Annotated in this window: 10 protein-coding genes; 1 reads left to right on the forward strand and 9 read right to left on the reverse strand. The window is 41.7% G+C overall.

The window, feature by feature from the left end:
• Positions 1-12: 12 nt before the first annotated feature.
• Both V6Z54_RS00710 and V6Z54_RS00715 read right to left on the reverse strand, forming a co-directional pair.
• Positions 13-1,842 carry a PAS domain-containing sensor histidine kinase gene (locus V6Z54_RS00710; RefSeq protein WP_073979425.1) on the reverse strand — a complete coding sequence of 610 codons (1,830 nt, stop codon included), beginning with the start codon at positions 1,840-1,842 and terminating at the stop codon, positions 13-15.
• Positions 1,843-1,998: 156 nt separating this feature from the next.
• Positions 1,999-4,125 carry a penicillin-binding protein 2 gene (locus tag V6Z54_RS00715; RefSeq protein WP_338527601.1) on the reverse strand — a complete coding sequence of 709 codons (2,127 nt, stop codon included), beginning with the start codon at positions 4,123-4,125 and terminating at the stop codon, positions 1,999-2,001.
• A gap of 337 nt (positions 4,126-4,462) precedes the next feature.
• On the opposite strand from V6Z54_RS00715, the gene V6Z54_RS00720 reads away from it, so the two are divergent.
• Positions 4,463-5,263 (forward strand): CAP domain-containing protein, encoded by an 801-nt coding sequence (locus tag V6Z54_RS00720; RefSeq protein WP_039178119.1) that lies wholly within the window; start codon positions 4,463-4,465, stop codon positions 5,261-5,263.
• A 112-nt stretch (positions 5,264-5,375) separates the two neighbouring features.
• Here the strand turns inward: V6Z54_RS00720 and V6Z54_RS00725 are convergent, their stop codons facing one another.
• From V6Z54_RS00725 to V6Z54_RS00755, 7 genes are all read right to left on the reverse strand, one after another.
• Positions 5,376-6,248 carry an NAD(P)-dependent oxidoreductase gene (locus V6Z54_RS00725; RefSeq protein ID WP_305960404.1) on the reverse strand — a complete coding sequence of 291 codons (873 nt, stop codon included), beginning with the start codon at positions 6,246-6,248 and terminating at the stop codon, positions 5,376-5,378.
• A 13-nt stretch (positions 6,249-6,261) separates the two neighbouring features.
• On the reverse strand, positions 6,262-7,047 hold the full coding sequence (locus tag V6Z54_RS00730) for an SDR family oxidoreductase (RefSeq protein WP_338527602.1): 786 nt from the start codon (positions 7,045-7,047) through the stop codon (positions 6,262-6,264).
• A 73-nt stretch (positions 7,048-7,120) separates the two neighbouring features.
• Complete coding sequence (locus V6Z54_RS00735; protein WP_269103706.1) at positions 7,121-9,082, reverse strand: methyl-accepting chemotaxis protein; 1,962 nt, start codon at positions 9,080-9,082, stop codon at positions 7,121-7,123.
• Positions 9,083-9,207: 125 nt separating this feature from the next.
• Complete coding sequence (splB, locus tag V6Z54_RS00740) at positions 9,208-10,236, reverse strand: spore photoproduct lyase (RefSeq protein WP_041085008.1); 1,029 nt, start codon at positions 10,234-10,236, stop codon at positions 9,208-9,210.
• Between the two features lie 82 nt (positions 10,237-10,318).
• Positions 10,319-10,561, reverse strand: coding sequence for a transcriptional regulator SplA domain-containing protein (locus V6Z54_RS00745; RefSeq protein ID WP_044331928.1), 243 nt, complete (start codon positions 10,559-10,561; stop codon positions 10,319-10,321).
• A gap of 100 nt (positions 10,562-10,661) precedes the next feature.
• A complete protein-coding gene (gene ptsP, locus V6Z54_RS00750) occupies positions 10,662-12,380 on the reverse strand; it encodes a phosphoenolpyruvate--protein phosphotransferase (protein ID WP_041085009.1) in 1,719 nt (572 codons plus the stop codon).
• Positions 12,380-12,646 (reverse strand): phosphocarrier protein HPr, encoded by a 267-nt coding sequence (locus V6Z54_RS00755; protein ID WP_003211078.1) that lies wholly within the window; start codon positions 12,644-12,646, stop codon positions 12,380-12,382. The genes ptsP and V6Z54_RS00755 overlap by 1 nt, the downstream gene beginning before the upstream one ends.
• Positions 12,647-12,688: the final 42 nt, after the last annotated feature.

Genomic DNA, 12,688 nt, shown 5'->3' on the forward strand with positions numbered 1-12,688 from the left:
TTGCCGTTGTTTTTATTTTGCAGGAAACATGATGTGAAATACGGTGCCCTTTTCAGGCTGACTATCTACACGGATCGTCCCGTTATGATTTTCTAAAATATTAAATGTGACCATGAGACCAAGTCCGGTTCCTTTTTCCTTTGTGGTTAAAAAGGGCTCTCCAATCCGCTTCATAACTGTTTCAGGAATGCCGACCCCTTCATCACGAATGGTGACAAGTATTCCATCACTTTCTGCTTTGGCCGTGATGTCTACCTTTCCTCCGTCCGGCATGGATTCTACGGCATTTTTGATTAAATTGATAAACACTTGCTTGAGCTGATTTTGATCCCCGTTCATCAGAAGACCATCCTCTATCTCACTTGTGTTCATTAAAATGCCATTTAAGTTCGCTTGTGTTTCTAACAAGGCCGTGACTTCGCTGATGATTTTTTTCAAATCAAGCGTCTGCATTGAGGACGTTTGCTGCGGTTTCGCCAGCATTAGCAGCTCACTCAAGATAATTTCTATTCGGCTTAGCTCAGAGAAAACAATGTCAAAGTATTGATCTCGATCTTTTGTTTTCGGTTTAATGAGCTGTAAAAAGCCTTTGATGGCGGTCAAGGGGTTTCTGATTTCATGTGCAATGCCAGCCGCCAATTGACCTGCGATCGATAATTTTTCTGAGCGGAGCATGAGCTCTTCTGTCTGCTTACGTTCGGATATATCTCTTAAAATAATTTGAACCGCTGTTTCTCCAAAGAATGTAGTTGGGATACATACCATTTCTGTATAAATCAGCTTATGTTTAAACGTATGGCAGCTCATCGTGACAATCTCGGAATCTGATGTTCTTTCAATAATACGTGATAAGCTCTTTTTGACCTTCTGTTGATCGCAGGAATGGATCTGATGAAAGATATCCTTTCCTATTAATTTATCGTAATGCTCGGCTTCAAATAATTTAATGCCTGATTCATTCATAAACACCCATTTGTGATCATGGATGACTGCAATCGTATCAATAGAGTTTTGAATGAGCAGCTGATACCGCTCCCGGCTTTTTTGAAGAACGGTTTGAAATTTTTTACGGGATGAGATGTCCACGAGCAGCAAAAGCTCTGCCCGCTGATTTTGATAAATCGTCGGTGATGACTTTACCTCAATATGAATACTGCTCCCATCTTGACGCTTCCATATCTGTTCAATCATTCCGACTGGAAGGCCTTGCTGCAGCCTTGTTATGCGGCTTCTAACAATATCATGGTACTCTTCAGCAATAAAATCAAACGCGGACTTGCCGATCATGTCATCTCTTGCACTTACCCCCATTAATTGCAGCATCGCATCATTCGCATACACAATTTTCCCTAAAGTCGTAATACATAACGGATTTGGCAGCATGGCAATCAATTGTTCAGCTTCACCGACATTTTGGAAAGCCGGCAGACTGCCTAGCGACTGTTCTACTACTTTTGATGCTTCTTGAAATGCTGCTTTTTGGGGCTCAGTATCCAGCACCCTCATTTTCAGGATCATTTCTCTACTTACTTCGTCGTCTAACCCATCGCAAGCAACAAAGTCAATGCTTGCTTCGATCCATACAGCTGTCAGATCACTTCTTAGCAGTCTAAAGTGGCAAACCTCTAGCATGTGCTGATTGTAAAAATAACTTTCGACGAGAAATTGATCTTCGGTATGAACAAAGTCTTTCAAAAAACACCCTAGTAAATCCTTTTGTTCATAGAGCAAAAGCTGCTTACAGTTGGAAGAAATGTAGAGAAAGCGGCCATTAGAAGAAAGAACGGCATGTAAATCGATGTTCGAATACAATTGATTCGAATCTTTCATTTGTTGTTCCATCGTCGTCCGACCCTCCTTTTCATTTTTTAGGGTTGTCCTTAGATTGATGTATAAAAAAGATTCGCTAGAAAACCCGTATTTTCCTTCTGTCATCGAGGGAAACGTCCATATTTTCAGCAAAAAGGGAGCACTTTCTGCTGCTGTGCTCCCTGCGGTTTATTGTTTTTCATATTTCTTTTGTAATTCAACGTACTTATCCACAATTTTACTTGGGATGTTTTTAATAACAGGATCTTTATCTGAGACATAAGGTGTCACGACACTAAACGCCACCTCTGGATTAGAAGAAGGATAATATCCTCCAAAGGTTAAGTTGTACGTTGAATTTCCCCACCAGCTGCGGTTGGCACCATAGTAGAACGTTTGCGCCGTACCTGTTTTTCCTGCGACATCATGCTGACCAAACCGGCCAGCGGCTGTTCCGCCTGTTGATGTGACCATTTTCAGACCCGTTTTTACGCGGTCAATATCTGCTTTCGAGTTGTTAATCGTGTTCAGCACCTTCGGCTCATATTTTTTTACGACTGGGCCTACTTCATCCTTCTTCGTTGGAAGATGAACACTTTTCACTACTCTTGGCTGAATACGGCTGCCTCCATTGGCAATTGTCGACATGTATTGTGCCACTTGAAGTGGTGTATACGTGTCATACTGACCAATTGCTTCATCAAGTAAGAGTCCGCCGACCGTCTTAGGATGCGTCTGCATCCCGCTTGATTCCTGCGGCAGGTCGATCCCTGTTTTCACGCCAAGACCGAATTGTGCATAGTAGTTTCTCATTTTTTGTAAGTGCTCTGGCCTTGCAGGTAACGGACCATCCTTTTGATAGGTAATGCCGGCCATTCTCATCGCTACTTGGAACATGTACACGTTGGAACTTTTTTGGAGTGCCTGAATGTCGTTAACCCATCCAAGAACTTTGTAAGACTGTTTCGGCTTTCCATTACTTCCTGCAAAAAAGAGCGGTGTATCCATATAGGCTTGGTTGTGTGACATCCCGTCCTGATAACCGCCAAGTACTGTGGCTCCTTTGACAACAGAGCCCATTTCATACTGAGTCGTAAATGTTCCGATCGCATAATCTGTGACGTCTCTGCCGTCCATTTTCTTGCCCGACATGGCGAGAACATCCCCTGTGTGAGGATCCATCATGACGACAAAGGCACGATCCATCATATAGTTTCTCGCACTGGCCGATCTAAGCTCTGATTCGACGATTTTGTCGACTTCCTTTTGCAGCTCCATATCAAATGTCAGCGCAAGATCAAGTCCTCTTCGTCCTTCTGTCCGCTTGATTTCATCAAGCAGCTTCCCGCCAACCTGTGTATATTGAACGGTTGCTTTCTCTGGGTTCAGAAAATCCTCATATTGATATTCTAAATAGCTCTTCCCTACACGGTCATTTCGCGAGTAGCCTCTTGCCATATAGTAATCTTCACGCTCTTTTATAATCCCCTGCTCTGGTGTGGTCACACCGCCAAGTACATTATAAAGGGTCTTTTCATACGGATATTTTCTTGTCCAGTCATTGATGACGTTCACACCTGGCAGTTCATCAAGATGCTCTGAGACAAGTGAAATCTCTTCATAGGTCAAACTCACGGATGAAGTCTGTTTTGATTCTTTCGTTTCATCGAGTAAAGCAACTTTTTCGTTCCCTTTTTTCTCTTCGTTTGGGTCCATTGCCTTCACGATTTGAGGTTCAAAGGCATATCCGCCTGTAAATCTACGGTAGATCGCTGCAACAGCTTTTTCCTCTGCATCCTTTTCAATCGCCTTGACTTCTTTCTTTGGGACACGCTCTACTTGAAGCGGATAGACATCCTTTGCATCGATATCTTTTTTCTCCGCTTTTGAAATGAGTTTATCCGCTTCTTTCGGATGGCTCGCCAGCCAAAAATCTCGAATGTCACGCTCTCTCAAAAAATCAGTATCCATTTTTATATAAGTCGCAAGTTTTCTTGCTACCTTAATCTTATCCTCCGCTTTCACACCGCTTTCTGATGTATAAACGATAGCAGGTACACTTTCGTTATCAACGACGACTCTTCCTCTCGCGTCATACATTTTTCCTCTTGGAGATGGGTATGATGCCGTTTTGACCTCTGTTCGGTTGGCTTGCTTTTTATAATCTTCACCATTGACGATTTGCAGCACACCAAGCTTGATCACAAGTCCAGCAAATAAACTAAATACAGCGAAGAAAAAGAGATTAATCCTCCAGGCGTTCCGGCGCTTCAATCTTTTTTGCTCGGCAGCACCTTGATGCTGTTTCTCTCCCACTTATGTAGCTCCTCTCATCCTTTTCAATCTTTTACAATTACCACTCATTATTGTAACACTTTTGTAATAGTTGTTACAGCGAAACGAGTGAAAAAAAGCTGTCAATCCCTAATCTGCAAAAAAATATACTAACACTTTAAAATATTGGTATGTTTATGTCGTTTTCTTTAAATGGAAGGATACCCCATCCTTTGATATGAAGAGGCTCTTACTATGACTTTAACAAAAATGACAAACTGGCATTGTCAATGGAGGATGCTGGTACGTTTATAACAAAAAGTCCATGGTATGATTTTTTGTGAGAAAACAAAACAAAGATTTTAGGAGGAGTTACAATATGAAGAAGAAATCATTCTTTTTTTCAGCGCTGACAGCTGCTGCACTCATCACATTCACTGGAGGACATTCAGCTGATGCGAAGGAGCTTAACCTGAAACAAGTGATAAACGTACAGCATCAAGCCATTGATCTTCATACATTAGCAGCAAAATTACATATCTCTTCAGATGTAAACAAGCTAAGCAAGTCAAATCAAAAAGAGATCGAAGCTCTATTAAACAAGCTGATCAAAAGCGGTCAACCTGTTACTGGAACAAAAGTAGTAAAAGAAGTAAACAAAGCAAAACAAGAACAAAAACAAGAATCAGTGAAAAAACCAACTGCTTCTAAACCAAGCACTCCAGCAAAAGAAAACACAAACAGCAATAGCAACACAAAAGCTGACCAAAAAGACACAAATGCATCAAAAGCAGACAGCAGCTTAAATGCATTTGAAAAAGAAGTGGTCGAGCTTACAAATAAAGAGCGTGCAAAGCAAGGTTTAAAGGCACTTTCTGTTGATTCTAAATTAAGCAAATCTGCTCGCGCAAAATCTCAAGATATGAAAGATAAAAACTATTTCTCTCATACAAGCCCAACTTATGGATCTCCATTTGATCAAATGAAGCAATTCGGTATCACTTACAAATCAGCAGGTGAGAACATTGCCCAAGGTCAAAGATCTCCTCAAGAAGTTGTGACAGCATGGATGAACAGTGAAGGCCACAGAGCGAACATTTTAAACAAAAGCTATACACATATCGGTGTTGGTTATGTGAAATCTGGCAACTACTGGACGCAGCAATTCATCGGAAAATAATATCAAAAAAACCTGTCCTTATTTGGGACAGGTTTTTAATTTGTCTACTTTTTCAGCAATGCGAGGGCTTGTTTACACGCTGCAAACTGTTCCATATAGGCGGGGCAGTTTTTTATTTGACCCATAATTTATAGATGCTCTGTGTCCCGCTGTTTTCTTCGCCCTGTTCGCTCAGCTTTTCATAAAGTGACTTCGCAAGTGAGAGCCCTGGCATTTCTTCCCCCATCAGCTCTGCTTCTTCAAGTGCAATGCCCATATCCTTGATAAAATGCTTCACATAAAACCCTGGTTCGAAATCGCCTTTTAGCATTCTTGGTGCAAGATTTGACAAAGACCAGCTGCCGGCTGCACCTGTTGTGATGCTTTTGAGCACCTGCTCTGGATCAAGCCCTGATTTTTCGGCATAGGCCATTGCCTCTGCGACACCGACCATCCCTGCTGCGATGGCAATTTGGTTACACATTTTTGTATGCTGACCGCTTCCTGCCGGTCCTTGATATTGAATGTTTTCACCCATTTGCTCAAATACCGGCAGGCAGGCTTCATAGGCAGACCTTTCTCCGCCGATCATAATGGCCAGCGTGCCATTTTGAGCGCCTATGTCTCCGCCTGATACAGGTGCATCTAATGCAAATACACCTCTTTCCTTCGCTTTCAACTCAATTTCTTTTGCAAGCTGAGGCTTCGAGGTCGTCATATCAATGAGATATGTTCCAGGCGCCGCATGTGCCACAAGCCCATCTTCACCTAAATAGATCTCTTCTACATCCGATGGATATCCCACCATTGTGATGACGGCATCTGCACTTTCTGCAATGTCCTTTACTGCCGGCTTCCATGATGCTCCTTTTTGAATCAATGCATCTGCTTTTGCTTTCGTTCTTGTATAAACGATCACTTCATAGCCTGCATCCATTAAATGTCCTGCCATACTGCGCCCCATTACACCGATTCCTATAAAACCAACTGTTTTGATTTGTGCCATCACTTGTTCCTCCTTAAAGAGACTTTGTCAAGCCACCATCAATGATCAGTGTTTGACCTGTCATATATGTATTGGCTTCAGATAAAAGAAAAGCTGCATATGCTGCAAATTCCTCTGGCTGTCCATAGCGGCCAAGCGGGATCGCTTGTTCAGCCTGTGCTTTGATTTCTTCAACCGTTCGATTCTCTCTTTGTGCGCGGTGCTTTTCCAGCTGTTTGACGCGGTCTGTTTCAATTTTTCCGGGTGCTAACGTATTGATCAAAATACCATCCTTTGCCATCTCCTGAGCGGCTGTTTTTGTCCAGCCGGCTATAGCTGGTCTAAATGTATTCGACAGCATCAAGCCTGGGATCGGTTCTTTCACTGACATTGACGCAATGTTTAACACACGTGCACCACGTTTTTTCAAATAAGGTAATGCCTCTTTTAATAATCGAATATAGCTGAGTAAATGAAGTTGAAATGATTCGATCCAATCTTCATCTGTTAAGGTGTCAAGCGTTCCTGTTTTAGGTCCGCCTGTATTGTTCACAAGAATGTCTAGACGCTGCTCATCGCCAGCCGCCGCTTGAACAAGCGCCTTAATTTGCCTGGCGTCAGATACGTCACATACTTGATAAGTCAGCTGTCCTTTGGCAAATGGAGACAGCTCATTGACTGTTTCTTTCAGCGTTTGTTCATGTCGTCCCGAGAGCATTACATCCGCTCCCTCTTTTGCTAGAGCAAAGGCAATCGCTTTTCCGATACCTTGACTGCTTGCAGCGACCAATGCTTTTTTTCCAGTTAGTTTGACATCCATGTAAGCACCTCCTCTCGTTCATTTTATCATACAAAAAGAACCTTGCTCACGTCGCAAGGTCCCTTTCCGCGAATCACACCTTAAATCGGTCAACCGCCTGACGCAGTGCCTGGCTTGATTCGTTTAGCATTTCAGTTGAGGTTTTCGTTCTTTCTAACGCTTGAACTTGTTCATCTGTAGACGCATGCACTTCCTCAGCTGAGGCAGCAGATTCTTCTGAAATAGCAGCAATACTTTGAATGGATTCACTCATCTTCTGCTGTTCTTCTGTCATTTCATTGATCTGTGTATGAATGCTGTCGATTGAACCGACAAGTGCCTGCATTTCCATTGTGATGCTGCTGAGTGCCTCACCTGTTGCATTAATGGCATCACCTTGTTCCTCATTCATTCTACTTGCTGCTGTCATTGCTTCCGCCGCTTTCTTCGATTCATCTTGAATGAGTTTGACGGTTTCACTAATGTGTTTTGTTGACTGCGCAGATTGTTCAGCAAGCTTTCTGACTTCTTCTGCAACTACAGCAAATCCTCGTCCGCTTTCTCCTGCTCTCGCCGCTTCAATACTTGCATTCAGTGCAAGTAAATTCGTTTGATCAGAGATTTCAGAGATGGCAGTTACGACGTTTTCAATATTTTTCGTTTTATGCTCAAGATCCAGCAGCATTTGCTCAACCTTTTTCGATTCATCGCTCGCTTGTGTTGATTTTTGGACGAGCACACCAAGTGCATCAAGTCCTTTATAGCTTGCATCTTCCGATGATTTTGAGTTGGTTTGCATTTGTGTGGCGAGCTCACCCATATGGCGCACTTTCTCATACAATTGCTCTGATTTCTCATTAATCGTTTCTGCATCTGATGCCTGCTTAGACGCCCCTGTGGCCACCTCTTGAATGGCCGTTGCAATCTGTTCGCTAGAAAGCAAGGTCTCATTTGAAATTTGGGTCACTTCATCCGCTGATTCCACAACTTGATCTGAAGCCCCTTTCACTTTTTCAATTAACTCCCTGATGTCCTCGGTCATTTGATTAAAGCTTTTCGTGAGGAAACCAATTTCATCTTGGGACTTCGCTTCAAGCGTGCTTGTTAAATCTCCTTCTGACACCTTACGAGCATGTTCTATTAAACGCTTGATTGGTGTTGTAATGCTTCTTGCCAGTAAGAAACTGAGAATCATCGCAAGAATAATGGCAATGACGGATATAATGATACTTGTCTGATTCATTTGTTCTGTGACCCAAAGCAGTTTCTTTTTCTCAAAGCTGACACCAACCGTCCAATTGGCTTCTTTGATTTTAGATGTGACCGTCAGTTCTTTACTGTCATCAATACCTGAGTTGTCGATCGCTTTTTTCACAGAAGCGACCTTGGATATATTTTTTCCTTGCTCTGTTGGATGCGCCAAAATGGTCCCTTTGCCATCAACTAAAAAAGCGGTTCCCTTATAAGGAATCTCTTGCTCATTTATATAGGATTGAATCGAGGTTAGCTTCAAATCAAGTCCAGCGACCCCAATAACCTTTCCATTTTTCACAATCGCCTTCGTGGCTGAGACAATCATTTTTTTCGTTGCTTCATCAATATATGGATCTGTCCAAACGACCTGATCAGGCTTTTCGGCTGCTTGTTTAAACCAACCTTGTTTAGATGGATCATACCCTTCGCCAAGATCGAACTCTGGGAAGCCAAAAATTTTGCCGTCACTTGTTCCAATATAGGCAAACGATATGAGTTTATCCTGTTCCTGCAGGTTTTTTAGTTCATCGTTTTCAAAAGCCAATGTTTGTTTTGTTTGTTTTTGCGCAAATTCTTCAGTCATTTTACTTGTTGCGAGTTTATTAATAGTATTGCCATAATTATCAAGCTTTTCTGTAATGATGTCTTTCATGCTTTCTGCAGTTGCTGCTGCGGTGGTTTTTGCATCTCGTTCAATTAGTGGTGTTAATACTAAATTGGATCCCACTTGAACAGCCACAACGGTTAAAATTAAAATAACTGAGATGAAAACAGCTATTCTCACTTGAAGTTTCTTAAACATCTCCTCACCCCTACATCCTACTTTCATTCCTTATTTTATATATCGGCAAAATCGGTAGCGCATTCAATAGTTGTAAGAAAATTTAAATAGAAAAAACAAGCCGTTAAGGCTTGTTTCAAGTTGTTTCAAGTAAAATATTCAATTTTTGCAGATGGAAAGTACTGATCAATATATGATTCTAACGTCTCTCTTAGTTCTTGTTCCTCATCTTTTTGGTAGATATATTTTCCAATCCCATATCTACCCCACTTGTATCTTCTTTTTTCTTCATCTAATTCTAATTTTGATTTCGGGTAGTTTTTTTGAATCACACGCTTTGCGGGCTTTGTAAAGCGGTGCTGAATCATCTCAAAGGTGATATCGTTTCTCACATCTTCAGGAAGGGCTGCATCGAGCTTTTCAAATAGAACTTTATATCCTTCCTGCCAGCCTTCATGGATGTAGATGGGAGCAATAATAAACCCAAGAGGATAGCCTGCCTTAGCGACCTTTACAGCCGCTTCAATCCGCTGATCAAGCGGTGATGTTCCAGGCTCAAAATATTTAATAACGTAGTCGGCATTGATACTAAAACGGAATCTTGTCCGGCCATTATGCTTTGCATCTAACAGATGATCAACATGATGGAATTTCGTGACAAAGCGAAGCTTTCCTAAGTCAGTCTGCCCGAAGTATTCAATCGCTCGTTTGAGGGTATGTGTCAAATGGTCAATTCCTACGATGTCTGAAGTACAAGATGCTTCAAATCTTGTGATATCAGGTGCTCGCTCGTTCATGTACTGCTCAGCCTGATCTAATATTTCTTCTACATTGACGTACGTTCGAATGTACGGCTTACTTCCCATTGTTGTTTGCAAATAGCAATAATGACAATGTCCCATACATCCTGTTGCAAATGGGATCGCATACTCTGCAGATGGTTTAGACGAGTCAAACTTCAATGTCTTTCTCACACCAATGACAAGCGTTGACTTCGCATTACGATACTTTTGCAAGTCATTTTTTCCCGGAATATTTCTTACCTGGTTGTGTGAGGTCGTTTCTCTTATTTCGATTCCCATACCCTCGAACTTTTCCTTCAGCTCTCGTCCTAACGGGTACTCTAACGCCCGTGGTTCAATGTAAACAAGCTGAGGAACGAAAGGTTTGATCATATTAAGCACATCCTTACCTTTAAGGTTTTCATACCGTTACTTTAACCGCACAGGATGGCTTTTATCCTTTCTAAAATCTCCCTTATTCAAACAAGTCTTGATAAAGAGCTTCTGCTTCTTCATATGTTGGAAAAACAGCATCATCGGGAGCTAGTGGATGATACGTTTCAAGTAAAAATAGGGCAAGCTCTTCTTCGTTGTATGGATGTGAAACAATTTCTGCTTCTTTAATTTGTGCTACGTTTGCAGCATGTGGATTTCGATAAATGACATATACTTGATCACCCGGTTTATAGTCTGAGAAAGGCAATCTGGTCACCTCCATTTTTTAATTATAGGGTGCCCTTCTCACTGCCCAATATGACTCAATATGATAAAATTCGACAAAAAAACCAGACAGTTTCACCTGTCTGGTTTTCATTCACTTAGTTCTGTTGAAATGTTTTCTTGACGAAATCAACCACTTCTTCTGTTGTGCTAAGTGATAAAATATGCTCTTTAAATGATGCAGCTTCTTCCTTAGATAGCTTGCTTAGCTGTGTTCTAGCTGGAAGAATGGATGTTGCACTCATTGAGAATTCATCTAATCCTAATCCAAGTAGAAGCGGGATTGCGATTTCATCTCCTGCCATCTCACCGCACATGCCGACCCATTTACCCTCTTTATGCGCTGCTTCAATCACAAGCGTAATGAGACGTAAAATCGCTGGGTTGTAAGGCTGGTAAAGATAAGACACTCGTTCGTTCATTCGATCAGCAGCCATTGTGTATTGAATCAAATCATTCGTTCCAATACTGAAGAAATCTACTTCTTTTGCAAATTGGTCTGCGATGACAGCCGTTGATGGAATTTCTACCATCATTCCGATTTCAATGGAATCAGAAACGTCTGTACCGGCGGCAACCAATGCTTCTTTTTCTTCAAGTAAAATGGCTTTTGCTTCTCTAAATTCTGATAATGTCGCAATCATAGGGAACATGATTTTCAAGTTTCCATATGTACTTGCACGAAGTAAGGCGCGTAGTTGAGTTCTGAAAATCTCCTGCTCTTCCAGGCAAAGGCGAATAGCTCTATAGCCAAGGAACGGGTTCATTTCTTTTGGAAGCTGCAAGTATGGAAGTTCTTTATCGCCACCAATATCTAGTGTGCGGACAACCACTGCTTTCCCTTCCATCTTCTCTAAAACGGTTTTATACGCATCGAACTGCTCTTCTTCTGTAGGAAGCTGGTCTCTGCCCATGTATAAAAATTCAGTACGGTACAATCCGACTGCTTCGCCGCCATTATCAAGTACACCTTTTACATCTTCAGGTGTTCCGATATTTGCAGCTAGCTCTACGTGAACGCCGTCTTTTGTAACCGTTGGCTGGTCAACAAGTTTCGCCCATTCCGCTTTTTGAGCTAAGTAGTCTTCATGCTTTTTTTGATACGCTTTCACTTCATCTTCAGAAGGCTGAATGATGACGTCTCCAGTAATACCATCCACAATGATCAGATCATCGTTTTTCACCGTTTTTGTTGCTTCTTTTGTCCCAACAACTGCTGGAATCTCCATAGATCTCGCCATGATCGCTGAGTGAGAAGTACGACCGCCGATATCTGTCGCAAAGCCTTTAACAAATTGTCTGTTCAGCTGAGCAGTATCAGAAGGTGTTAAATCTTCAGCTATGATGATGACTTCTTCAGAAATCATGCTTGGATTTGGAATGTCAACGCCTAGCAAATGTCCAATAACACGTTTTGTGACGTCGCGAATATCCGCTGCACGTTCCTTCATGTATTCATTGTCCATTGCTTCGAACATTGTAACAAACATCGTCGCTGTTTCTTTTAAAGCAAATTCAGCATTTACTTTGTCAGCACTAATTTTATCCTTTACTGGGTTAAGCAGTTCAGGATCACTTAACACAAGAAGGTGGGCAGAAAAGATATCTGCTTTGTCTTGGCCAAGCTCTTTTAGCGCATGTTCTTTAATTGCTTCAAGTTCTTGTTTAGAAACATGAATTGCTTCTTCAAAACGCTTCACTTCTGTCTCTGGATCGTTGATGTCTTTTTGGTGAACTGTTAAATCTGGTTCTTCCAGACGATACGCTTTTGCAATTGCAACGCCTGCTGAAGCACCGATTCCTTTCAGTTGTTGCATTACTCGCCTAGGCCTTCACTTTTCATTGTGTCTTTAAGCGCAGCAAGTGCATCATTTTCATCAGAACCAGAAGCAGAGATTGTGATTGTAGCACCTTTCGCAATTCCTAGAGACATTACACCCATAATAGATTTCAGGTTCACTGTTTTACCATTATATTCTAAGTTGATATCAGCATCATATTTACTAGCAGTTTGTACAAGAACTGTTGCAGGACGTGCGTGAATTCCAGAATCTGCAGTTACTTTGAATGTTTGTTGAGCCATTTTTATCAATCTCCTTTTTATACAATTAATACATCCACAATA

The sequence above is a fragment of the Bacillus sp. MAG717A genome (assembly GCF_036884855.1).
GTDB classification, from domain to species: domain Bacteria; phylum Bacillota; class Bacilli; order Bacillales; family Bacillaceae; genus Bacillus; species Bacillus safensis.